This is a genomic window from Massilia scottii (assembly GCF_030846495.1).
Classification (GTDB): Bacteria; Pseudomonadota; Gammaproteobacteria; order Burkholderiales; family Burkholderiaceae_D; genus Telluria_A; species Telluria_A violaceinigra.
In genome coordinates, this window is the sequence record NZ_JAVCWM010000007.1 from 304520 (window position 1) to 328726 (window position 24207).

The 24207-nt window shown below is 60.6% G+C and carries 25 protein-coding genes; 16 read left to right on the forward strand and 9 right to left on the reverse strand.

The window, feature by feature from the left end; genetic code table 11:
- Positions 1–12 precede the first annotated feature (12 nt).
- From RBA41_RS12645 to RBA41_RS12660, 4 genes are all read left to right on the forward strand, one after another.
- Entirely contained in the window at positions 13–744 is a 732-nt protein-coding gene (locus tag RBA41_RS12645) for an RNA polymerase sigma factor FliA (protein WP_099875567.1), read from the forward strand.
- Entirely contained in the window at positions 726–1472 is a 747-nt protein-coding gene (locus RBA41_RS12650; protein ID WP_306624253.1) for a flagellar motor protein, read from the forward strand. Before RBA41_RS12645 ends, RBA41_RS12650 begins: the two co-directional genes overlap by 19 nt.
- Before the next feature lie 3 nt (positions 1473–1475).
- Entirely contained in the window at positions 1476–2234 is a 759-nt protein-coding gene (motD, locus tag RBA41_RS12655) for a flagellar motor protein MotD (protein WP_306624254.1), read from the forward strand.
- Positions 2235–2354: 120 nt separating this feature from the next.
- The gene (locus RBA41_RS12660) at positions 2355–2855 is read left to right on the forward strand and encodes a hypothetical protein (protein WP_306624256.1); all 501 of its coding nucleotides are present in this window, start codon (positions 2355–2357) and stop codon (positions 2853–2855) included.
- A gap of 167 nt (positions 2856–3022) precedes the next feature.
- Here RBA41_RS12660 and RBA41_RS12665 read toward each other — a convergent pair whose 3' ends face one another.
- Positions 3023–4126 carry a M35 family metalloendopeptidase gene (locus RBA41_RS12665; protein ID WP_306624257.1) on the reverse strand — a complete coding sequence of 368 codons (1104 nt, stop codon included), beginning with the start codon at positions 4124–4126 and terminating at the stop codon, positions 3023–3025.
- A 438-nt stretch (positions 4127–4564) separates the two neighbouring features.
- Here RBA41_RS12665 and RBA41_RS12670 point away from each other — a divergent pair, with 438 nt between their 5' ends.
- A complete protein-coding gene (locus RBA41_RS12670) occupies positions 4565–6448 on the forward strand; it encodes an amidohydrolase (protein WP_306624258.1) in 1884 nt (627 codons plus the stop codon).
- Positions 6449–6579: 131 nt separating this feature from the next.
- Here RBA41_RS12670 and RBA41_RS12675 read toward each other — a convergent pair whose 3' ends face one another.
- The 3 genes from RBA41_RS12675 to flgA form a co-directional block, all read right to left on the reverse strand.
- On the reverse strand, positions 6580–7053 hold the full coding sequence (locus RBA41_RS12675) for a flagellar protein FlgN (protein ID WP_306624259.1): 474 nt from the start codon (positions 7051–7053) through the stop codon (positions 6580–6582).
- A gap of 30 nt (positions 7054–7083) precedes the next feature.
- Positions 7084–7389 (reverse strand): flagellar biosynthesis anti-sigma factor FlgM, encoded by a 306-nt coding sequence (gene flgM, locus RBA41_RS12680; protein ID WP_099875573.1) that lies wholly within the window; start codon positions 7387–7389, stop codon positions 7084–7086.
- 108 nt (positions 7390–7497) lie between these two features.
- Complete coding sequence (flgA, locus tag RBA41_RS12685; protein WP_306624260.1) at positions 7498–8217, reverse strand: flagellar basal body P-ring formation chaperone FlgA; 720 nt, start codon at positions 8215–8217, stop codon at positions 7498–7500.
- Between the two features lie 183 nt (positions 8218–8400).
- Here flgA and flgB point away from each other — a divergent pair, with 183 nt between their 5' ends.
- From flgB to flgL, 11 genes are all read left to right on the forward strand, one after another.
- Entirely contained in the window at positions 8401–8823 is a 423-nt protein-coding gene (flgB, locus tag RBA41_RS12690; RefSeq protein WP_099875574.1) for a flagellar basal body rod protein FlgB, read from the forward strand.
- 2 nt (positions 8824–8825) lie between these two features.
- Complete coding sequence (gene flgC, locus RBA41_RS12695; RefSeq protein ID WP_099875575.1) at positions 8826–9227, forward strand: flagellar basal body rod protein FlgC; 402 nt, start codon at positions 8826–8828, stop codon at positions 9225–9227.
- Positions 9228–9253: 26 nt separating this feature from the next.
- Positions 9254–9967, forward strand: a complete 714-nt coding sequence (locus tag RBA41_RS12700; protein ID WP_306624261.1) for a flagellar hook assembly protein FlgD — start codon at positions 9254–9256, stop codon at positions 9965–9967.
- 38 nt (positions 9968–10005) lie between these two features.
- Positions 10006–11526, forward strand: a complete 1521-nt coding sequence (locus RBA41_RS12705) for a flagellar hook protein FlgE (protein ID WP_306624263.1) — start codon at positions 10006–10008, stop codon at positions 11524–11526.
- Positions 11527–11623: 97 nt separating this feature from the next.
- Complete coding sequence (locus tag RBA41_RS12710) at positions 11624–12370, forward strand: flagellar basal-body rod protein FlgF (protein ID WP_306624264.1); 747 nt, start codon at positions 11624–11626, stop codon at positions 12368–12370.
- A gap of 74 nt (positions 12371–12444) precedes the next feature.
- The gene (flgG, locus tag RBA41_RS12715) at positions 12445–13227 is read left to right on the forward strand and encodes a flagellar basal-body rod protein FlgG (RefSeq protein ID WP_099875579.1); all 783 of its coding nucleotides are present in this window, start codon (positions 12445–12447) and stop codon (positions 13225–13227) included.
- Positions 13228–13245: 18 nt separating this feature from the next.
- On the forward strand, positions 13246–13890 hold the full coding sequence (locus RBA41_RS12720; RefSeq protein WP_306624266.1) for a flagellar basal body L-ring protein FlgH: 645 nt from the start codon (positions 13246–13248) through the stop codon (positions 13888–13890).
- A gap of 11 nt (positions 13891–13901) precedes the next feature.
- On the forward strand, positions 13902–15008 hold the full coding sequence (locus RBA41_RS12725) for a flagellar basal body P-ring protein FlgI (RefSeq protein WP_306624267.1): 1107 nt from the start codon (positions 13902–13904) through the stop codon (positions 15006–15008).
- Between the two features lie 10 nt (positions 15009–15018).
- Entirely contained in the window at positions 15019–16005 is a 987-nt protein-coding gene (gene flgJ, locus RBA41_RS12730; protein ID WP_306624268.1) for a flagellar assembly peptidoglycan hydrolase FlgJ, read from the forward strand.
- 105 nt (positions 16006–16110) lie between these two features.
- Positions 16111–18075 carry a flagellar hook-associated protein FlgK gene (gene flgK / locus RBA41_RS12735; RefSeq protein ID WP_306624269.1) on the forward strand — a complete coding sequence of 655 codons (1965 nt, stop codon included), beginning with the start codon at positions 16111–16113 and terminating at the stop codon, positions 18073–18075.
- A 42-nt stretch (positions 18076–18117) separates the two neighbouring features.
- Positions 18118–19356 (forward strand): flagellar hook-associated protein FlgL, encoded by a 1239-nt coding sequence (flgL, locus tag RBA41_RS12740; RefSeq protein WP_306624270.1) that lies wholly within the window; start codon positions 18118–18120, stop codon positions 19354–19356.
- Positions 19357–19666: 310 nt separating this feature from the next.
- Here flgL and RBA41_RS12745 read toward each other — a convergent pair whose 3' ends face one another.
- The 5 genes from RBA41_RS12745 to RBA41_RS12765 form a co-directional block, all read right to left on the reverse strand.
- A complete protein-coding gene (locus RBA41_RS12745; RefSeq protein WP_306624272.1) occupies positions 19667–20269 on the reverse strand; it encodes a hypothetical protein in 603 nt (200 codons plus the stop codon).
- A gap of 417 nt (positions 20270–20686) precedes the next feature.
- On the reverse strand, positions 20687–21187 hold the full coding sequence (locus RBA41_RS12750; protein ID WP_306624274.1) for a hypothetical protein: 501 nt from the start codon (positions 21185–21187) through the stop codon (positions 20687–20689).
- Between the two features lie 154 nt (positions 21188–21341).
- Positions 21342–21911, reverse strand: a complete 570-nt coding sequence (locus tag RBA41_RS12755; RefSeq protein WP_306624275.1) for a hypothetical protein — start codon at positions 21909–21911, stop codon at positions 21342–21344.
- A gap of 232 nt (positions 21912–22143) precedes the next feature.
- Positions 22144–22584 carry an STY0301 family protein gene (locus RBA41_RS12760; RefSeq protein WP_306624276.1) on the reverse strand — a complete coding sequence of 147 codons (441 nt, stop codon included), beginning with the start codon at positions 22582–22584 and terminating at the stop codon, positions 22144–22146.
- On the reverse strand, positions 22581–24207 hold a 1627-nt coding region (locus RBA41_RS12765), incomplete at its 5' end, for a BPSL0067 family protein (protein WP_306624277.1). The genes RBA41_RS12765 and RBA41_RS12760, both read right to left, overlap by 4 nt.

Sequence of the window (24207 nt, forward strand, 5' to 3'; positions counted from 1 at the left end):
ATACTTATAACTATGTACACCGTCAAAGGGAAAGCGGACAAGAACCATTTACTGACGGAGCACATGCCGTTGGTGAAGCGTCTCGCCCACCACATGAAGGCCAAGCTGCCGCCCAGCGTCGAAGTGGACGACCTGATCCAGGCCGGCATGATCGGCCTGCTCGACGCCATCACCCGCTATGAGGAAACCCACGGCGCCCAGTTCGAGACTTATGCCGTGCTGCGCATCCGCGGCGCCATGCTCGACGAACTGCGCAGCAGCGACTGGCTGCCGCGCTCGATGCGCCAGAACATGCGCAAGATCGAAACGGCGATGAGCACCCTGCAGCAACAGCTCGGCCACCCGCCCACCGAATCCGAAGTGGCCAAGAGTCTCAAGCTCTCCCTGGCCGACTACCAGGACATGCTGACCGACGGCGGCGGCCACCAGCTGGTGTACTACGAAGATTTCCACGACAACGAAGGGGGCAACGACAGCTTCCTCGACCGCTATGCGGTGGACGATGCCGATCCGCTGCGCAGCCTGCTCGACGGCGACTTCCGCCATGCCGTCATCGACGCCATCGACAACTTGCCGCCGCGCGAAAAAATCCTCATGGGCCTGTACTACGAAGAAGAACTGAACCTGAAAGAGATCGGGGCCGTCATGGGGGTATCGGAATCGCGCGTGTCGCAATTGCACACCCAGGCGGTCGCGCGCCTGCGGGCGTCCTTGAAGGAGCAGGCGTGGACCGGGCCAGCGTAGCGGGGATCTTCCTGGCGCTGTCGGGCCTGCTGATCGGCCAGGCGCTGGAGGGCGGCAAGCTGTCCTCCCTGGTGCAGCCGGCGGCGTTTGCCATCGTCGTCATCGGCACCGCCGGCGCCGTGCTGCTGCAAAGCGAAGCGTCCACCTTCATGCGCGGCGTGCGCATGCTGCGCTGGGTGTTTTCGCCGCCCCCCAGCCAGCGTGCCGGGCTGGCGCGCGAGATCGCCGTGTGGGGCTTGCATGCGCGGCGCGACGGCCTGCTCTCGCTGGAAAAGTACATGGCCGTCAACAAGGATAAATTCGTGCAGAAGGGCTTGCGCCTGGTGGTCGACGGCATCGCCCCCGACAAGCTGCGCAGCCTGCTGGAGATGGAAGTGACGGCCTACGAATTCGGCGAGCGGCAAGCGGTGAAAATCTGGGAGTCGGCGGCCGGATACTCGCCCACCATCGGCATCCTGGGCGCGGTGCTGGGCCTGATCCACGTGATGGAAAACCTGAGCGACCCGGCCAAGCTGGGCAGCGGCATCGCGGTGGCCTTCGTGTCGACCGTGTATGGCGTCGGGCTGGCCAATATGTTCTTCTACCCGATCGCCAACAAGCTCAAGACCATCGTCGCCGAACGGGTGACCCAGTACGAAATCCTCACCGACGTCTTTCACGACATCGCCAGCGGCGACCACTCGCGCGTGATCGAAGAGCGCGTTGCCTGCCTGCTCTCGCGGCCCTGAGCCATGGCGCGCAAAAAGTACGAAGCCGAGCACGAAAATCACGAACGCTGGCTCATTTCGTACGCCGATTTCATCACCCTGCTGTTCGCCTTTTTTGTCGTGATGTACGCCATTTCGGTCGTCAACGAAGGCAAGTACAAGGTGTTTTCGGTGTCGCTGGGCGACGCCTTCGGCGGCAAGGACAAGAGCACGGCCAGTGTCGCCAGCAGCAATGTGCCGCAGCTGATCGTGCTGCCCGATCCGCTCATCAAACGGCGCGCGGAAGCGATGCGGCTCGAAAAAGAACGCCTGACCAGCCTCGCGCAGAAACTCACCTCGACCCTGGCCCCGCTGGTCAGGGAAGGCAAGGTGCGGGTGACGCAAAACAGCCGCGGCGTGAGCGTCGAGATCAATGCCAGCGTGCTGTTCGACCCGGGCGACGCCACCCTCACGCCGGAGTCGGACCAGGCCCTGCGCGCGCTGGCGGTGCTGCTCAAGGACGACCCGCACGCGGTGCATGTCGAAGGCCATACCGACCCGACGCCGATCAGGAATGCGCTGTTTCCGTCGAACTGGGAACTGTCGGCGGTGCGCGCCAGCAGCGTGGTGCGCCTGTTCATCGACAGCGGCGTGGGCGCCGGGCGGCTCACGGTGGTGGGGCACGGCGCCAACATCGCGGTGGCCTCCAACGACACGCCCGAAGGGCGCGCGCGCAACCGGCGCGTGGCGGTGACGATCCTGTCGGCGCTGCCCGATACCACGACCGAGATTCCGACCCGTTGATCCAACCGGGCTGGCCCGATGGGCGAAACGAGGCACAATGGCCGGGAACGGCACAGGCGGGCGACCCGGCCCCGCCGATCGAGCGCCGCAGCCGGGCTGACGAGAACAAGGAGCGTGGCGATGAAACGATCACTGGCGGGCGTGTTGATGATCATGGCGCTGGGGCTGGCCTATGCGAAGGATAAACCGATGGTTGGCGTGAGCGAAAAAGTGGCGGTGGCGTCGCGCGACGGCAAGGTGCTGGTAACCCTGACGGTGAGCAACAAGACGGCGCAGCCGATCTACCTGTGGAAGGTCACCTACCAAAGCGAGCAACTGTTCGGGCCGGAGTTCGACATCAGCGTGGCGGGCAGTGCGGCGCCGGTCAATTACATCGGCCCGATGGTCAAGCGCGCGCCGCCGCGACCGGAGGACTACGTCAAGGTCGAGCCGAACGGCGTGCTTAGCAACACGATCGACATCACGGGCGCGTATGACTTCCTTCCAGGCAAGCGCCGCTACCGGCTCAGCCATACCGGCAGTTACGTGCTTGACTTGCAGCAGTTGGATCATCCGGTGGCGATGAAGCCGGCGTCGACGGTGTTCACGCACACCCAGGTCGCGCAGCCGGCCGAACAATAATACTCCTCCCAAACCTTTCCTAACCGGGGTCAGACCTCCGACTCGAAACATTTCTCAACCGGGGTCAGAGCTCGAATGAGAAATTAAAAGCCGGCGGCAGACTCCGAAGCCATAAAAAAACAGCCTGGCCGCTCGCGCTGCCAGGCTGTTTTTATGCCATCGTCCGCTTATGGCAGCGACGGGGTGTTTTCGCTGAAATATTCGTGGGAATCGGCATTGTCGACGGCTTTCGTCGGGTTGCTGGTTGCCAGGCTGGCGGCGGCCGACTGGCCATACGCCCAGTCATCGGTCGCGGCGACCACGTTGAAGTGGCTCAGCTCGTGCACCAGGGTGCCGCCCTTGGAATCCGTGCCGGTCGTTGGGGCCGACCAGAACGCATTGCAGACGTAGATCTTGTACGGCTGCGTCGGGTACACATAGGCGTAGTAGGATTCCTTGCAGCTGCAATCGACCACGATCGGCTTGCTGTCGAGCGCGTTCTTGATGTTGGCAAAGTGCGATTTGACCGTCGAGTAGCGTCCCGAGGTGTAGGCGCCGAACCATTTCTTGTAGCGCGTGCCCTGCAGGCCGCTGTTGAGGTAAGTAACGCTGCCGTTGGCCATGTTCTTGGCGGCCGACATGGCCGAGTTGATCGTCGTCTGCTGAGACGAGCTGCAGCTGGCGAACGAGACGCCGGCCGGGCCTGCGGCCTGTTGCTTGGCAGCGAGCTCGAACGGGTCGGCTACCACGGTGCCGCGCTCAAGGCGGCCATCGATCCACAGCGATACCGGCGCCGAAGCGATCTCGCCGATCTCGCGCTCGCCCTGGCGCGCGTTCACGCTGTTGTCGTCGTCCGAGGTCGAGTTGAACAGGTTGAGCGAGGCGGCGTGGTAGCGCACCGAGTAGTCGCCCGTCACGCTCATGTCGTACATGGCCGACAGCTCCACCTTGGCCGTGTGCGAGGCGCCCGGCTTGAGCAGGTAGTAATCCTTGGCGGTCGGGGCAGGGCGCTTGTAATGGCGGCCCTGGTAAGGCACATCCACGCCGTCGCGGGTCACGTCGAACAGATGATCCTCGACGCCGGCAAACGGGGTGTGCCACTTGAGCACGTATTGCGGCTTGGACGAGGTGTTGGTGATGGTGACGCGCATGACGACATCGTCCTCTTTGCCCAGCGAGGATTTTTCGGGACTCAGGCTGACAGTCACCCCGTTCGACCCCGCCTGGGCTGCCAGGCAGGCTGCTGCTGCTACGATACCGACGCTTGCTTTAACCAAGTGATTCCAGTTCATACAGTTCTCCGTGAGTGAATGTGCTCGTTCTTGAGTGCCGGGCTAGAAGCTGCCTCAACAACCCATCGTTACATGGCGCACTTGCACGGGACATACATATTCAACGGAAATTTTGTCGTTTGAGCAAATTCTGAACGTATCGCCAGCGGCACAAAAAAATGTGTTTTCGCACAATTTCCTCAATGAAATCAAGCTTGTAGGAAGAGAGAATTTCCTATCAGAATTTTATGCGGCGCAAGCCTGTTCGGTACCAATCAGGGTGCACTTGTCCTTGTCATCGAGCCCGTTCATGCACAGCTTGAAGCAACAGACAGGCGAGGGGCGTGGCCGCGTTGCGTTCGCCATGCCGTGTTTGGCGGCAGATATAGGAAACCCTCCGGGCAACGTGTATTCTGTGGCCAACGCCACTTACCGCAATCCGACAGAAAGGGATGCAGAATGACCGAAACCCGCGCGCTGCCCGCCAGCGCCTCGATGCTGCTGGAACCCGTTGTTGCGCGCGCCGCCTGCGCCGCCGCCGTGCTGGCGCTGCTGCTCGGCGGCGCCACGCCGGCAGTGGCCGCGCCGAAGGCCAAGGCCGCCGCCAAGGCGGTCGAGTCCGGCATGGCCGATACCATCTACCGCAACGGCTACGTCTACACCGTGGACGCCAGCGACAGCGTGCAGCAGGCCCTGGCCGTGCGCGCCGGGCGCATCGTCTACGTGGGCGACAATACCGGCGCCGCCCTGCTGGCCGGCAAGGGCACCCGCATCATCGACCTGCAGGGACGCATGCTCATGCCGGGCCTGATCGACGCCCACATGCATCCCCTGTCCGGCGGCAAGCGCCTGCTGCGCTGCAATCTGAACTACGAAGCGCTGACCGTGCCCCAGTTCCAGGCGCGCATCCAGGCTTGCGTCGACAAGGAAAGCCGTACCAAGGGCATCAAGGAATGGCTGCAGGTGGTCAACTGGTTCCAGCAAAGCATGCTGCCAGCCGGCGTGGAAACCACCCGCGCCACGCTCGACGCCATCAATACCGCGCGCCCGATCGTGGTGCGTTCCTCGTTCGGCCACTCCAACCTGGTCAATACGCGCGGCCTGCACATGGCCGGCATCACGCGCGCGACCCCCAACCCGGCCACCGGCAAGATCGCGCGCAACGCCTTTGGCGAGCCGACCGGACTGCTGGAAGACGCGGCCATGGATCTGGTCGACAAGCTGCTGCCGAAGACCACCCCGGCCGAGAACATCACCGCCGCCACCTTTGCCATGCAAGCGCTGGGGCGCCAGGGCGTGACCAGTTTTCTCGACGCCAGCAGCGACCAGGAAATCTTCACCGCCTTTGCCGCCATCGAGCGCCAGGGCAAGCTGAGCGCGCGGGCCCATTTCGCCGCCGAAGTGGCCACCGAAGACGGCGCCGATCCGGCGCGCGCGGTGGCCTCCGTGCTCAAGATGGTCAAGCGCTATCACCAGGAAAAGAACGGCGTCGCACCAATCATGCGCGTGCGTCACGCCAAGCTCTACATGGACGGCGTGATCGCCGCGCCGGCCCTGACCGGCACCATGGTCGCGCCGTACTTTGTCGACCGCGGCACGCCGCAGCATCCGCACTGGGTGCCGGGCGACAGCAAGGGGCCGCCGACCTATTTCCCGCCCGCCGCGCTGAAAGCCATCCTCGCCGGGCTGGCCACCGCCGGCATCGACGCCCACGTGCACGTGGACGGTGACGGCGCGGTGCGCGAAACGCTCGACGCCATCGAGGCCCTGCGCGCCACGCCCGGCGGCAAGGATGCCCGCCCGGCGCTGGCGCATGCCGAAATTGTCGACCCGGCCGACTTCGGCCGCTTTGCCGCGCTCGATGCGAGCGCGGTGCTGTCGTTCCAGTGGGCCAAACCGGCGCCGGACACGGTGGCCGGGCTGAAGGATTATCTGGGTCCGCAGCGCTACGCGATCCTGCAGCCGCAGTCGCTGCTGCTCGATGCGGGCGCGCGCGTGGTGTTCGGCAGCGACTGGCCGGTCGATGCGCTCGACCAATGGTTCGCGCTCAAGGTGGGCGTCACCCGCACCAACTCGCCGGCAGCCGGCCCCGAGTTCGCGGGCAAGCTCGGTCCGGCGCCGGGCATGCCGCGCGCCGCCGTCCTGCGCGCGGCGACCATGAATGCCGCCTATACCTTGCGCCAGGAGGGGCTGGTGGGCTCGCTGGAAGTGGGCAAGCTGGCCGATCTGATCGTGCTGGACCGTAATTTCTTCCAGATTCCGGACGAGGAAATCGCCGACATCAAGGTGCTGCAGACGCTTGTCGGCGGCAAGGTTGTCCACCAAAGCCCGGGCTTTCCATAGCCATGCCCGTAGCAACGCTGGCTGGGCCAGGAGAGATTGCTCAAGAAATCGCCGCATCAGGCCGCGTATGCAATGCAAAACGGCCGCACCAGGCGACCGTTCAGTGAGCACGACAGACAAGGGCAGGGCGTTCAGCCCACCACGTAGCGCTTCGATGGTCCGCCCGGCGCCGCCTGGCCGCGCGGGCCGTACACGGCCGCTTCGCTACCGCTGGTCGGGGTGCGCATCGCATTGATCAGGCCCTGGGTGTGCGACAGTTGCTTGTTGATCAGCATGCCGTTAATACGGTTCAATTCCTTGGCTTCGCGCGTCTTGCCCAGCAATGCTTGCCAGCCTGATAAGGCATCCGCCGCGCCGCTGGCTTCCACCCACGCCTGCATGCCGCTGTCGTCGGCCGCAAAACCGGCCGCGGCCAGGCTCTGGTGCCGTTGCCGCGCCAGCGCTGCCATCCCGGCCACCACCTGCGCCTTGCGCGGGGTCAGCTCATCGAGGCCGGCCGTGTCGGCGTTGACCAGCAGTTGCTGTTCCTGCGTCATCAATTCCAGCGCGGAAGTGATCAAGGCAAGTTCCTGCGGCAGGGTTGTGCTCGGGCTGGCTGTGGACATGGTCGTGGTATCGCCGGAAAACCGGCGCCGTTAGCGATTTCGGGAGTGCAGCAGATCGCGCACGGTGTCCAGCAAGCCATCCGCCACCTTCTCGGAATTGACCTGGAACTGGCCGTCGGCAATCGCCAGCTTGATGCGCTCGACTTTCTTGGTGTCGAACACGCCATTGTTGTTGCCCACCGCGCTGGCCATGGCCTGGCCCTGCGACGACAGCTTGACGCTGTCCGTGCTCGCGGGCGCGCTGCTGCTGGCTTTTTCGGTGCTCTTGGCATTGGCCGCGGGCGTACTGGCCGCCGGCAGGCCGGGGTTACTCTTCAGGGTATCGTTAATTTTCACAGCATCATCCTTCTCTGGGCGGAGCGGTAAAACCTCCAGGGTCTGCGTAAGTAACGGCGCTCGCGTCGTAAACTTTAGCGCTTTCCGGCGGGAGATTGCACCCCTTGCCTAAAACACTACTTCGACCAGCCCGCCGGCCTTGGCCACGCCGCTGAGGATGGCGCCGGCCGGGGTCCTGACCTGCACCACCTGGCCATCGCTGGCGTTGCCGATCGCGCGCGCTTCGGCCGAAACCCGGAACCCGTTGCCGCTCGATACCACCCTGACCAGCTGTCCCTGCTGCACCACCGGCTTGCCGCGCAGGGCGTCGAGGCGCAAGGGCGCACCCGAGGCCAGCGATACCGTGCTGGTCCGTCCGACAGCCTGCGCCATGTCGGTGACGATCCCGTTGGGCATCGCCGAAATGTCACCTCTAAGCAACACTAATTGCGATTGCTCAATCGTTTGGCCCTGTGCCAGCGGCACCGCGGTGGCCACATAGTCCGTTACCACACTCACTTGGGCCTGAATATACACCGTCCACGCGACCGGCGCAGTACAGCGCACGCCGACCGTGGTTTTTCCCCAGGTGCGCGCGCCCGGCTGCTGGAATGCCTGGGGTGCGGGGCAAGAAGCCAGGCTCATGCGCTGGTTGACGGGACCGACCGTGACGGTCACTTCCCCCGCCAGCGCCGCGCTCTGGGCTTGCAGAAACGCTTCGGCCACGCGCTTTAAGGCGGCCGGGTCCTGCAGGGCCAGCGCCGGGGTGGCCGCTGCCTGGGCGGCGGCCGGTGGCGCAAAGCAACATTGGGAGGCAAGCAAGAAGGCAGTAATCAGGGCGATTTTCATATGGATTGCTTTCAGGAATGAGAGCATCATAGACTTCACGCGACATTGCCGAACTTCCGAATAGCCGTGTTTTGGTGTTCCTTATCGTTCGATTGGGCCGGCAGCACGGCCCGTATGATTCTTCCTGTCATCACAAGTACATTGCCGCCAACCCGGAGGCAGTCGACAGATGCGGAGCACGACATGATTGGCAAACTCGACGATTACATGCGCTTTAACGAGACGGCCCTGAGCCTGCGCTCGCAACGCCAGGAATTGCTGGCGTCAAACATCGCGAATGCGGATACGCCTAACTACAAGGCGCGCGATATCGACTTCGCCAGCGCCCTGCAAGGGGTGATGGCCAAGACCACCCCGCCGGCCGGCGTGCTCAAGCAAACCGCCCCGGCCCACATGCCGACCGGCGCCCTCAAGGGCGACGTGCTGGCCAACGGCACCCCGCTGCTGTACCGCACCCCGGCCCAGGGCGCGGTCGACGGCAACACGGTCGACATGGATGTCGAGCGCAACCAGTTCGCCGACAACGCCCTGCGCTACGAAGCGGCGGTGACCTTCATCAACATGCAAATCCGCGGCATGAGCACGGCGATCCAGGGAGGCCAGTAATCATGTCGCTATTTAATATCTTTAACGTATCCGGCTCGGCCATGAGCGCCCAGGCCCAGCGTTTGAACACCACCGCCAGCAACCTGGCCAATGCCGACAGCGCCACCAGCGCCAGCGGCGAGGCTTACCGCGCCAAGCAGGTCGTGTTCGAGGCGGTTCCGACCGAAGGCGGCGGCACCGGCGTGAAAGTGCGCGAAGTGATCGAAGATCCTTCCCCGCTCAAGCAGGTGTACGACCCCAAGCATCCGATGGCCGACGACAAGGGTTATGTGGCCATGCCGAACGTAAACGTCGTCGACGAGATGGTCAACATGCTGTCGGCCTCGCGTTCTTACCAGACCAATGTCGAAACCATGAACGCGGCCAAGTCGCTGTTGATGAAAACGTTGACCATCGGTCAATAACCTGAGTAATCAACTGAGAAACCGCCATGGCAACCGTGAATTCCAATGCACCCGTGATGTCGCAAGACTTGCTCAATTCCGTCAATCCCAAGAAGCCCAAGGCGGTCGAAGGCAGCGTCGAGGCGGACACCAACAAGTTCATGACCCTGCTGGTCACCCAGCTCAAGAACCAGGATCCGATGAATCCGCTCGACAATGCCCAGATCACCAGCCAGCTGGCCCAGCTGTCGACGGTGACCGGCGTCAACAAGCTGAACACGACCATGGAGTCGCTCAAGTCGAGCTACCAGGCTTCCGAAGGCTTGCAGGCGGCTAACCTGATCGGCCACGGCGTGCTGGTGGGCGGCAATGGCGTGACCCTGGCCGGCGGCAAGGGCATCATGGGCGTCCACCTGGACAGCGCGGCCGACAAGGTGCAGATGATCATCACCGACCCGAAGACCGGCAAGGATATCCAGACCATCGACCTCGGCCAGCAGCCGGCCGGCACCGTGCCGATCGCCTGGGATGGCGTGGTCGACCCGACCAAACTCGATGCGGCCGGCAAACCGATCGCCCTCAAGGATGGCAATTACCTGATTCGTGTCGTCGCCGAGCGCGGCGGCGAAGTCTTAAAAGATGCCAAGGCCCTGTCGTTCGACACGGTCGCCAGCGTGACCACCAGCGCCAAGGATGGCGTCAAACTGAATCTGCCTTCGCGGGGCGTCGTGGCAATGACCGACGTCAAGCAAATTCTGTAACCAAGCCGCTACTACTTATACTTTTTAGGAGAAACACCATGTCGTTTCAACAAGGACTTAGCGGCTTGAATGGCGCAGCCAAATCGCTCGACGTTATCGGCAATAACATCGCCAACGCCAGCACCGTCGGTTTCAAGGGGTCGCAGGCGCAGTTTGCCGACGTGTACGCCAATTCGCTCAATGGCGCCGGCGGCAACCAGGCCGGGATCGGCGTGAAAGTGGCGCAGATCGCCCAGCAGTTCACCCAGGGCAATATCGAAAGCTCGAACAACCCGCTCGACATCGCCATCAACGGCGCCGGCTTTTTCCGCACCGATGTCAACGGCGACGTCCAGTATTCGCGCAACGGCCAGTTCTCGCTCGACAAGAACGGTTTCGTGGTCAATGCCCAGGGCGCCAAGCTGACCGGCTATGGCGTCAGCGAGGCCGGCAACATCCTGACCGGTTCGCCGATTCCCCTCAAGATCGACAACAGCGACATGAATCCGCTGGAAACGTCGCGCGTCGATACCAAGCTCAACCTCGATTCGCGCAGCCCGCTGCCGAAAACCGTGCCCTTCGATGCGACCGATCCGGAAACGTACAACAAGCAGACCTCGATCGACGTGTTCGACAGCCTGGGCAATTCGCACGTGATGTCGACCTACTACGTCAAGACCGGTCCCGGCTCGTGGGATGTGTACGTCGGCTCGGACGGGGTCGAAATGACCAACCAGGCCGTGGCCGCCGCCGCGCAGACCGATGCTGCCGCCGGTACCGCGCGCGACGCCTTCCAGACCGCCGCCACCAGCGTGCCGCCGGGTAACATGGCCGCCGCAGCCGCCGCCTACGCCACCGCCGCCGGCGCCGCCGTGGCCGCTGCCGCCGGCACCGCCGGCGCCACGCCGGCCCAGCAGACCGCCATTACCACCGCCGCCACCAGCGCCGGCGGCATCCCCGGCACCACGCCGGCCGAGATCGACAAGCTGATCGCCGCCGCCGTCAAGGTGCCTGGTGTGAGCGTCGGTCACCTCAATTTCGACACCAATGGCGTGCTGAGCAATGCCGCCATGGCGCCGCAGACCCTGCCGCTGAAGATCGAGTTGCCGGTATTCCCGCTGACCGGTGCCAAGCCGACCATCGAATTCGACCTGCATTTCGCCGGCTCGACCCAGTACGGCGACGCCACGGAAGAGAAGCTGTCGAGCCAGGACGGTTATACGGCCGGCAGCCTGCAGCGTTTCTCGGCCGGTCCCGACGGCACCATCCTGGGACAGTACAGCAATGGCGAATCGCGTCCGCTGGGACAGGTCGTGCTGGCCAATTTTTCCAATCCGAACGGGCTGCAACCATTGGGTAACAATGCGTGGGCGCAAACGCCGACCTCGGGCTCGCCGCTGATCGGTACGCCGAATTCTGGCAGTTTCGGCAATTTGCAAGCGTCGGCGGTGGAGAATTCGAACGTGGACCTGACGGCGGAACTGGTCAATATGATCACGGCGCAGCGGGTTTATCAGGCTAATGCGCAGACCATCAAGACGCAGGATTCTGTGCTGCAGACGCTGGTCAATCTGCGTTAATAGCTAGCTCGTCGTTCCTGGCATTGCCAGAAACGACTTCCCGCGCCAAGGCGGCACTCGGCGGGAACGTCAGTAGGGCACGCTTTAAGGAAAAATCATGGATAGACTCATCTACACAGCCGCCAGCGGCGCCAAGCACATCCTGGAGCAGCAGGCCACCACCTCGCACAACCTGGCCAACGTCACCACGACCGGTTTCCGTGCCCAGATCGATGCCTTCCGCGCCGTGCCGATCGTGGGTGAAAACCTGCCCCTGCCCACGCGCGCGTTCGTGGTCAACGCCACGGTCAGCTCCGATTTTTCCTCCGGCCCCCTGCAATTGACCGGGCGCGACCTCGACGTCGCCCTCAAGGGCAAAGGTTTCCTCGCCGTGCAAATGCCCGACGGCACCGAGGCCTACACCCGTAACGGCGCACTGCAGATGAATGAGAATGGACTCCTCACCAACACCGCCGGCTTTACCATCCAGGGCGACGGCGGCCCCATCACCGTACCGCCCGAAGTGTCCGTGGCCATCGGCGGCGACGGCACCATTTCCACCATCGCCACCACCACCAAGCCGGGTGCGCCCACCGTGCTGGGCCGCCTGAAACTGGTCAACCCGCCCGAGCAGGACCTGGTGCGCGGCGACGACGGCCTGTTCCGCCTCAAGGACGGCAGCGCCGCCCCGGCCGACCCGCAAGTGGCAGTGGCCGGCGGCGCCCTGGAAGGCTCCAACGTCAGCCCGGTCGATGCCATGGTGACCATGATTTCCCTGGCCCGCTCGTTCGAACTGCAAATGAGCCTGATGAAGAATGCCGAGAACAACGCGGCGAAAGCCACCCAGATCCTCGCTTTGGGATAACACAAGGGCGCGCATAATCTCTTCATTGATCGGTGCGTGGCGATGTTCGCCGGCCGCCGTTACTGGAGAAGACCATGATTCGTTCCCTTTTTATCGCCAAGACCGGCCTGGAAGCGCAGCAGACCAACCTGGACGTCATCACCAATAACCTGGCCAACGTCAGCACCAACGGCTTCAAACGCAGCCGCGCCGTGTTCGAAGACTTGCTGTACCAGAATGTCCGCCAGCCAGGCGCCCAATCCTCGCAACAAACCCAGCTGCCTTCGGGCCAGCAGATCGGTACCGGCGTGCGCGCCGTCGCGGTCGAACGCATCCATACCCAGGGCAATCCCCAGCAGACCGGCAACTCGAAAGACGTGATGGTCAACGGCGCCGGCTTCTTTTCGGTGCTCATGCCCGACGGTACCGCCGCCTACACCCGCGACGGCTCCTTCCAGAGCGACTCCAACGGCCAGCTGGTCACTTCGTCCGGCTTCGTGGTCCAGCCGGCCATCACGGTGCCGGCCAATGCCCAGTCGCTCACCGTCGGGCGCGACGGCACCGTCTCGGTGACCCTGCCGGGCACCAACGCGCCCTCCCAGATCGGCAGCCTGCAACTGACCACCTTCGTCAACCCGGCCGGGCTGGAATCGAAAGGCGAAAACCTGTACGTGGAAACCGGTGCCTCGGGCAACGCCAACACCAATACCCCGGGCACCAACGGCGCCGGCGTGCTGCTGCAAGGTTACGTGGAAACCTCGAACGTGAACGTGGTCGAGGAAATGGTCAACATGATCCAGACCCAGCGCGCCTACGAGATCAACAGCAAGGCGATCACCACGTCCGACCAGATGCTGCAAAAACTGTCGCAGCTGTAAGCCCCCAGGAGATTATTCATGAAGCCTTTCCTCATCGTTTCCCTGCTGGCGCTGGCCGGTTGCGCCGCCACCCCAAGCTCGATCGTGCAGCGGCCCACCAGCGCGCGTCCCCTCATGGCCGAGCAGAGCGCGCCCGCCAACGGCGCCATCTACCAGAGTTCCCAGTACCGTCCGCTGTTCGAGGACCGCCGCGCGCGCCACATCGGCGACATGCTGACCATTAACATCATCGAGAAAACCTCGGCCGTGAAAGCCGGCGCCAGCTCGGGCAACAAGTCCGGCTCGGCCAGCTTCGCCGCGCCCGGCGTGATCAAGGGCGTGTTCGGGGCCAGCGTCGGAGTCGAGGGCGCCAACAAGTTTTCCGATTCGGACAACCAGAGCGCCAGCAACACCTTCACCGGCACCATTGGCGTGACCGTCACCGAAGTGCTGCCGAACGGTAACCTGATCGTGGCCGGCGAGAAGCAGGTTGCCATGAACAAGGGCGTCGAGTTCATTCGCTTCTCCGGCATGATCAGCCCCGACAACATCGGCACCGGCAACACCGTCTCGTCGACCCAGGTGGCCGATGCGCGCGTCGAATACCGCACCAACAGCCAGATCGACCGCGCCGAAGTGACGGCGATGGTGTCGCGTTTCTTCCAGTCCCTGCTGCCATTCTGATCGGAATATTCATGCGTGCATTCCTGAAAACCGCTGCCCTGGCTTTGTCGCTGACCCTGCTGCCGCAGGCCGTCCAGGCCGAACGCCTGAAGGACCTGACCACGATCGCCGGCGTGCGCCAGAATCAGCTGAGCGGCTACGGCATCGTCGTCGGCCTCGATGGCAGCGGCGACCAGACCACCCAGACCCCGTTCACGGTGCAGTCGATCGTCTCGATGCTGCAGGCCAAGGGCGTGAACATGCCGCCCGGCACCAGCCTGCAGCTCAAGAACGTGGCCGCGGTCATGGTCACCGCCTCGCTGCCGGCGTTTGCCCAGCCCGGCCAGACCATCGATATCACGGTCTCGTCCATCGGTAACGCCAAGAGCTTGCGCGGCGGCACCCTGATCATGACGCCGCTGCAAGGCGCCGATAACCAGGTGTACGCCATGGCGCAGGGCAATGTGCTGGTCGGCGGCGTCGGCGCCCAGGCTGGCGGCGCGCAGGTCCAGGTCAACCATCTGTCGGTGGGCAAGATTTCGGGCGGTGCCACGGTCGAGCGCGCCGTCGCCTCGAACCTGGGCGAGAATAACCAGATCCGACTGGAACTGAACACTACCGACTTTTCCACCGTGGCCCGGGTGGTCGAAGCGATCAACAATCATTTCGGCCCGGATATCGCCACCGCGCTCGACGGGCGCGTGATTCGCGTGCGCTCGCCGTCGTCGAGCGACCAGCGGGTCGCCTTCATCGGCATCCTGGAAGGGCTGGAAGTGAACCCGTCCAAGCTGGCCGCCAAGGTCATCATGAACGCCCGTACCGGCTCGGTGGTGATGAACCAGACCGTGACCCTGGACACTTGCGCGATTTCGCACGGCAACCTGTCTGTGACGATCAGTTCCGATCCGCAAGTGAGCCAGCCGGGGCCGTTCTCGGGTGGCCAGACCGTGGTCACCCAGAACACCCAGGTCGAAGTCAAGAAAGACCCGGGCAAGGTGGTCATGGTCAAGGGCGGCGCGTCGCTGGCCGAAGTGGTCAAGGCCATGAATGCCATCGGGGCCTCGCCGCAAGACTTGCTCTCGATCCTGCAGGCGCTGAAAGCGGCCGGATCGCTGCGCGCCGAACTCGAAATCATCTGAGGACGCCATCATGATCGGCCCATCGAACGACCTGAGTAGCAAGCTTGCCCTCGACACCAATGCCCTGGGCGGGCTCAAGCAGTCGGCCAAGGCCGGCTCCCCGGAGGCGCTGAAAACGGCCTCGACCCAGTTCGAGGCGATGTTCATCAACATGATGATGAAAAGCATGCGCGACGCCACGCCCCAGGGCGAAGGCATGCTCGACAGCCAGCAAACCAAGACCTTCACCACCATGCTCGACCAGCAGATGAGCCAAAACCTGGCCAAGCGCGGGGTCGGCCTGGCCGATGTGCTGATCCGCCAGCTGACTACCCAGACCGCCAATGCGCAGGCGCTGGCGATCAACGGCGATGTGCTGGCCCAGCCGGCCCAGCCGATTCCGATTGCCGGCGACCAGCCCGCCAGGCGCATCGCCATGCCGCCGGGGCGCGATGCCGGCGAAATGGTCAAGTCCCCCGGCGCGCTGCTCACGCCGGCGGCGCCATCGATGCCATCGACGCCATCGGTGCCGGGCGTGAGCGCGAGCGGGCGGCCGCAGTCGCCGCACGTGCGCGCCTTCCAGGAAAAACTCGGCGCCCATGCCGACGAAGCCTCGCGCGCCACCGGCATTCCGGCCAAGTTCATGCTGGGCCAGGCCGCGCTCGAATCGGGCTGGGGCAAGCGCGAGATCCGCAATGCCGACGGCGGCACCAGCCACAACCTGTTCGGCATCAAGGCCGGCCCTGGCTGGACTGGCAAGGTTGCCACGGCGGTCACGACCGAGTATGTCAACGGCAAGCCGCAGACCCGGGTCGAGAAATTCCGCGCCTACGATTCGTATGCCGACAGTTTCAAGGATTACGCCAAGCTGATCACGAATAACCCGCGCTACGAGAAAGTGCTGGCCAATGCCCAGGATGCGGCCGGATTCGCCCAAGGCCTGCAAAAGGCCGGCTACGCCACCGATCCCCTGTACGCGGCCAAGCTGACCAAGATTATCCAGCGCAATCTGGCCTGACCGGGCCTGGGCGGCCGGGCCTGGCCCGGCTCGGCCTGGCCCGGCTGGCTCAAGTTTCTCCAGAATCTGCCGTAGATAGAGTTATTCAAGGAAAGAAACCACATCATGTCTGGAAATCTCCTCAACATCGGCAAGACCGGTCTGTTCGCAGCGCAAGTGGGTTTGTCCACGACCGGACACAATATCGCCAACGCCAATGTGGCTGGCTACAGCCGCCAGACGGTGGTCCAGGCAACCGGCATCGCCCAGGGCTATGGCTATGGTTTCATGGGCAGCGGCACCGAAGTGGAGCAGATCAAGCGCTATTCGGACAGTTTCCTGAATGGCCAGGTGCGTTCCGCCCAGACCCAGGTCAGCTCGTTCAACGCCTTTTATGCCCAGATCAGCCAGGTAGACAACCTGTTGTCCGACACCACGTCGGGCCTCTCGCCAGCGCTGCAGGATTTCTTCAAGGGCGTGCAGGACATGGCCTCGAACCCGTCCTCGGCCGCGTCGCGCCAGGCGGTGCTGTCGAACGGCGAATCGCTGGTGTCGCGTTTCCAGGGCATCAACGACCGCCTGACCGAGATCCGCCAGGGCGTCAACAGTGAAATCACGGCCAAGGTCGGCGTCATCAATTCCTACGCCCAGCAAATCGGCCAGCTCAACGACAAGATCGCCCAGCTCAGCACCGGTACCGGCAACGAGCCGAACGACTTGATGGATGCGCGCGACCAGCTCATCGCCGACCTGAACAAGGAAGTCAAAACCACTGTCACGCGCGGCAACAACAATAGCCTGACGGTCTCGATCGGCAGCGGCCAGCCGCTGGTGGTGGGCAACAAAGCCTTCCAGCTGGCGGCCACCACCTCGCCGACCGATCTGAGCCGGGTCCAGGTCGGCCTGGTGACCGGCAGCAAAGTCACTGTGCTGGCCGACAGTGCGCTCTCAGGTGGCGAACTGGGTGGCCTGATGGAATTTCGTTCCGGCACCCTCGACCGCACCCAGAATTCGCTCGGCCGCGTGGCCATCACCCTGGCGCAAACGTTTAACGCGCAGCACCGCCTCGGCATCGATGGGGCCGGCAATCCGGGCGGCGACTTCTTCAAGGTCGGCGTGCCCGTGGTGGGGCGCAATATCAACAATGCGGTCGGCAGCACCACCGATGTGCAGGCCGCCATCGTCGACCCGAGCGCGCTGACCCAGAGCGACTACAAGGTCAGCTACGACGGCACCAATTACATGGTGACCCGCCTGTCGGATAACAAACCGTTCCCGGTCACCCCGTTTCCGCAGACCGGCCCGCAAACCATCGATGGCGTGGCCTTCACCGTCACCGGCAGCGCGGTGGCGGGCGACAGCTTCCTGGTGCGTCCGACCATCAACGGCGCTTCGGACTTTGCGATGATGGTCAACGAGCGCAACGCGATTGCCGCGGCGGCCCCGATCAGCACCAGCCTGCCGCTCAGCAACAAGGGCACGGTTACCATCAGCGAAGGCAATGTCGACGCGGCGTACCTGACGCCCGGCAATGCGCTGACGGCGCCGGTCAACCTGACCGTGGGCGGCACTCCGGCCGGCCTGTCGGGTTTTCCTGCGACTCAGGCCGTGACCGTCACCACGAATGGCGTGGCGACCACCTATCCGGCCGGCACCCCCTCGATTCCCTTCACGGCGGGCGCCAACTACAACTTCGGCGGCGTCAACCTGAAGTTTGCCGGCACCCCGGTCGCGGGCGACACCTTCACGGTCAGCCCGAATACGAATGGCACGGCCGACAACCGCAACGCGCGCCTGCTGGGCAACCTGCAGACCAAACCGATCCTGGATGGCGGCAAGGCCACCTACCAGTCGGCCTACGCCGAGCTGGTCAGCTTTGTCGGCAACAAGACGCGCGAAGTGCAGGTCAACGGCCAGGCTGGCGATACCCTGCTCAAGCAGGTCACGGCGGCCCAGCAGGATGTCTCGGGCGTGAACCTGGACGAAGAAGCGACCAACCTGCTCAAGTACCAGCAAGCCTACCAGGCGGCCGGCAAGGTGATGCAGATGGCCAGTACCTTGTTCGATACGGTTCTGTCGATCAGTCGTTAATCAATGTCAATGTAATTGAGCAGTTCAGTCGAGGGAAACAGCATGCGCATCAGCACAAACACCATCTACGCCAACGGCATCGGACAGCTCGGCAGTTTGCAGAGCCAGCTGGCCAAGACCCAGATGCAGCTGTCGACCAACCGCCGCCTCGTGACGGCCGCCGACGATCCGGTCGCGGCCGCGCGCGTGCTCGAACTGACGCAGTCGGCCTCGGTCAACGAACAGTTCAAGGTCAACCGCATGAACGCCAACAGTTCGCTGGGACAGGTCGAAGGCGCGCTCACCAGCGCCACCACGCTGATGCAGGAAATCCAGCGCCTCTCGGTGTACGCCGGCAATGGCTCGCTGACGCCGCCCGACCGCGAAGCGATCGCGATCGACCTCGAATCGCGCATGCAGGATTTGCTGGCCGTGGCCAACACCGAAGATGGTGTGGGCGGCTACCTGTTTGCCGGCCACCGCGCCAACACCCAGCCGTTCACCCAGACCGCCGCCGGCGCCCAGTACAACGGCGACCAGGGCCAGCGCCAGTTGCAGGTCGGCTCGTCGCGCACGATGCCGGTGAGCGAAACCGGCAATGTCATCTTTGAGCGCAACATGACCGGCAACGGCGACTTCCAGACGCGCGCCGCGCCTGGCAACACCGGTTCGGGCCTGATTTCGCCGGGCACGGTGACCGACAAGGCGGCCCTGACCGGCCACAATTACAGCGTGACCTTCGCGGTGACGGCGACCACGCCGCCGGTGACGACCTACATGGTGACCGATACCACCACCAACGAATCGATTCCGCGCCCGCCGGCGGTGGCCACGCCGCAGCCGTACAAGTCCGGGCAGCAGATCGCGTTCGATGGCATGGCGCTCGACGTCAAGGGCGAACCGGCCAATGGCGACAGCTTTACCACCGAACCGAGCGTGAACCAGTCGGTGTTTACCACCATCACCGATCTGGTGGCGGCGCTGCGCCAGCCGACCATCGGCGCCGGCGGCAAGGCCCAGCTGGCCAACAGCCTGAGCGTGGCCAATGCCAACCTCGGCTCCTCGCTCGACAACATCCTGTCGGTGCGCGCCTCGTTTGGCTCGCGCATGCAGGAACTCGATTACCTCGACAGCGCCGGCTCGGACCGCGACATCCAGTACCAGACCGCCATGTCGAACCTGCAGGACCTGGACATGGTCAAAGCCCTGTCGCAGTTCGCGCAGCAGCAGACTTCGCTTGAAGCGGCGCAGAAATCGTTCAAGATCATGTCGGGGTTATCGCTGTTTAATTACATTGGCTAGTGTTTGCTGAACATGGGGCGACAGCCCGTCGATCCCTGTGGGCCTGTTCACCGGCTGTAGCCAGCCGGATTGCATCCGCAGAAACCTGTATCGAAGCGCGTAGCAGGATGATTGCGGATGTCTTTAGCCGCTAAAAAAAAAGCCGCACCGGAACCCGCGCGAAGCAGCAGCGGGTTGGGGACGGCTTTTTTGTTTAATAGAGAAGCGCTGGGAAACGAATGATCCAGATAAGCATGAGCCCGTGCCCGTTTGTCGAACCTGACCCCGTTTCCTTGCGTATGCGTAGAGTTTTATAATCCCGTGTCCGGATTTAGGGTTCCTGTATTGTAAATTCTTTAGAGCCCCCTGAACCTGGGCCAGAAGCAAGTGCTAAATACGAGGCTCCCGGAATCAAGGGTTTCGCTTTTGTTGTCTCCGAAAAATCACTTGGCGTTATGCCATAGCTAACCTGTTTAACTTCTAAAGCACTCCCGGGCTCCAGTGTGAATGCCCAGAGCGGATTCTTGTAATCCCACTGACCATTCTTCTTTTCCACAACAAAAAAATCATTGAGCTTAACGCTGCTTTCGGTTCCAAATAACGGATTTTTTCGCAGAAATTTGAAGGAAATTTCGTTGTTTTTTAAGTGATTGACATAAACTTCAAATTGGAATGAAAAGCCTGCAACGGAAAATGCAATAATTAAACAAATTAAAATTCGAGGAGCTTTTTCCATCGCCGCCTCCAATATGCTATAAATCTTATTTATTGCACTTTCCAAAATTCTTTTCGTTTGAAATATTTTAAAAGTTCGCAATTCTTCCAGGCATTCCCTGTAAAGCTGGAAAGTAGTCTGATAAAAGTTTGGCTTGTTGTCCGTAGCGATAAGCATCAAAAGATTTGTCTGGATCAAGTTTATATATGTAGGTATCACTACGCATTCCTTCTGTTGCAGCTTTCATCCAGCTACACGTTGGGTCATTTTAATGTTGATATACATGGCCGACTTCATGAGCAAGCCATACTCGCGCTATTGAACTTCAATTTGAAAAATCAGAGTGGTACCCGGATGATGGAAAATTAATTGCATTGCCGATCGTAACGGAATTCTCGTCGAGATCGGCGCGCAAGCATGCGCGTCAAGTCCGCTTGATAGAAACTTTCATAGAGATTTTGATCCGCAGATAGGCCGGCATATCTAAGGCGGCCCGACTGGGTTGCGCCTGGCATTATGTCAGTTTTCATGCCTGGCCCGATGGACGAATTGGTGGCACGCGTACATCTTTCTTATATGGCAAGAAAAAGACTTTAGAATGGTCTATTTTATCTAAGGGTCAGCCACTGTCCGTTATTAGGCTTGATTACGTTCTTTGTCGCGTATTCGCTTCAGATTACGCAATGCCGTCTCACGCCAATCTTCATCTTTCATTTCCTTTATACGCAGCTCCAGTATCGCCATAAGCTCATTGTCCACAGCTACGTCATATGTGTCGAGCTGTTGCATTTCGTGCAGGGCATAGCTGATATCGCGAACAGTTAAATCATCTGTAGTCTTTGATAGTTTCTTTTTCAATAGAGCTACTCCATACGCCCCCTCGGATGCGAATAATGAGGCAAATTCCAATCGAGGTGGATGTGTACCCTGACTAGCGCAGATGAGTACATCATACTTCTTTTCCAAAGAAAATTTTACGAATTCCTGTTCCGCCCGAGTTATATCATGGAAAAATTTGTAACCAACGCTTGCGCAATGCCCTTCGATTGAGGCAGTGGACGTGCAATTTAGTTGAGTTAAGGCCAATAGAATTATTGATCCTGTTTTAGTTTTTTTTGCCATCCTTTGCAAGGGCATGGGCTACCTCCACTCGTCGATAATTTCGCCTTAATTCGATCTGTCATCTTATAGGCCGGTTTTTCGTATTTGTTTTTTCGTACCCATTACAAGCAGTTTCCAACCGTAAGGGAATAATGTCATTCGTTTTCGATACTCGCCCACGTGAACAAGTTCATGCCCCAGTATGGGAAGGGCTCGGAGCCGGGTTGGGAGAATTAATCAGCGCTTTCCTAGGGCAGGGTGGCAGTACTGGGGACTGCTCCGTGCGATCTCGATCCGCCCTGGAAAAAACGTCTTCCAATCGTTCTTTACCATCCAGGACAGCAAGTATCCGTTCACGGGTGTCTGACAATCTATATTTTCCTCCTACTTCCATTACGTTGCCGCTATTCGCAACGAATTGAGATCCAACGTCCGATACAAACGCTACAAAATATTCACCCACATCGAGGCGCGTCCCACAGCAAGCGCCAGTAGCAAACTTGATCTTTTCAGGAAGTTTTTTAGCTCCGCGCAGGCGCTCGATGGTTTTTATCTGACCTATTATTTCCGTCCCAGTGCGCTCATCGTCACTGTTGAGCTTTACCTTAGCTTGGGTCAAGCGAAAGATAAATACGTCTTTCGCGTTGCGCGCCGACTCTGTATCAAGTGGCGCAAACGCACATGTGCACGCCTGAGCAGCACAGGAGAATGTCAGAATCCAGGCAAGAAGAGCAGATTTAATCATTGAATTTACTTTCATTGAAATGGTCAGTCATGTGTCGTCGTGATTGCTCATGCGGGGCAAGATCATTCCCATCTCACGCAGCGTGCGCCGCTCGTCCTCGGAGAGCTCCAGATGTTTCATCGCTCAACTCCTGCTGCATTGCCAATTCGACTTTGACAGCAAAAATAGGCAGACTACTTAGCAGAAGCTCTATTGATCCTACGTATACGCTCTGCGCCAACTCCAGCCCTTTTACTTCCGAAAATAGTCAGTAAGTATTTTTGTGGGTAGAGTCAACACACATCGCAATAATTTTTTGCTTTTTAGGGTCTGGGGCATTTCGTTCATTCCGTTGAAAACATTCGACAATATTAGTGTTTAAGCGCTTGGCAATTTTCAACGATGTATTGCGGTAATGGCAACGCATCCAAACTTTACCATTTTCCATATCTGACAACTTCCAAAACGCGACGTCATCCTTATTCATGGGCAGTAGAGTTTGTTCAAAACCACTACTGTTTGGACCAAGTTGGCCAGTAATGATATCCAATCCTGTCAAATCATGTGTTTGCGTTTTTGATAAAATTATCCAATCAGGCAATAAGGCACTAAGCTCTGGACTCGTTGTTATGTTGGCCGGACACGTTTGCGCCAACCCGATACGACAAAAAAACAAAACATTAATCATAATAAATGAAATATTTTTCATTTTTTCTTCTTTGGAAAAAGTATGACGTTATAGTCCTTGGCGTTGTTGCTAGGCGTCGGATTGGTAGCGTTTACAGGAATTAAATGGCGAGCCCGAATCTGATCATCTGGCACAGTTTTATACTGCTCAACAATAATTATTCCTCCATTCTTATCTTTTGCGGTATAGAGCAATGCACCGTGCTGTCCAGTGTCATTCGTGTCAAATTTCCCTGCTTTGTTGAAGTTGCCTACGGCAGTTCCAGGGGGGGTATTCTTATCGACAATTGGTCCCTGTCGCCACTCTTGGCTTGATCGGCCACCACCTACTGTTTGCTTAACGAGTTCGACACATTCTGCTTTTCCATCTTTATTTTTGTATGTTTCTTCACCTACCAGTAATTTGTAGTCCTTGTAGATTCTTGATTCGTATCCAGGCCCCCAGTTGAAGGTTTGCGAAGAATTGAGACCGTAGGGATCAGAATAGAACAACGGGTTTCCTTCGACATAGGCATAGGTATTGACGCCACCACCCAGCCCAATGGGGTCCGACTGGATATAACGTCCAGTCTGCGGATCGTAATCCCGATGATAGTTGTGAAACAAATTCGTACTCCGGTCGTAGTACTGGCCAGGCATCCGCAAATTGAACGTAAAGGTGCCTGATCCGCTGAAAGATTCGGTCGGCGGTGTCAGCCCGAACGGATCACCATTGTCCCAGCGCCAGACAATCTTGTTGTCGAGCGTGCGCGTAATCATCCGGGGAGTTCCCAGATGATCGGGATGAATATGGAACACGTTAATCGCCGTGTTTTGGGCGGGTGCCGTACCCGTCACTGTCTGCGTCAGCACAGCCACCGGAAGGTTGCCCAGGTACACCGTATCGCGCGTTACCTTGCCGTTGAGATAGCTGTACTCACCTACCAACTGTCCTTGTTCGTCATAGACGAATATACCACCACCGTAAGTCTGAAATACACGCTGATCCAGGCCGTTGAACAGCTGGTGGGTGGTGACGGCACCATTCTGGTTCCTGTACGGGCGGCCCCGGCCGCTATAAGTGACGACGTGCGTGCCATCCGTCATCAGATCACCCGCGCCGTTATAGAGATTTGCCTTGGCCGGCCCCGGGCCGGTGGTCGCACTCAGCTTGTTGCTGAGCGGGTCGATGGTGTTCGTATAGCTGTTCGCTCCGAACCCAGCCTTGATGCGGTTACCGCTGGCATCGTAGGCGTAGGTCTGGCTGGTGCCGTTGCCGTTGTAGCTGGTCAGGCGATTCAACTCGTCGTACCCAAAGGTCTGGTTCAGGCTGGCAGGGCTGGGCGCCGTTCCTGTGCCGGTATGGGTGTATCCCTTGATACGGCTGGCAGCATCGTAATTGAGCGTGCGTACAATGCCGTTCGCCGAAGGGCTTCCCAAGGTATAGCTGCTGATCCGGCCATCGAGATCGTAGCTGCGCACATGCGCGTACTCGTTTGCTGAAACGCTATTGCCCCATGTCCAGCCGGTGGTGCCGCCAAACGGTGCGTAGGTGATATTGTTCAGCAAAACAATGTTTTCGGTGCCCGTGCCGGTACCGTTGGCTAGCACCGGGTTCAGCGTGATGCTGGTGACCTGGCCTTTACCGTTGTAGCCATAGTTAACG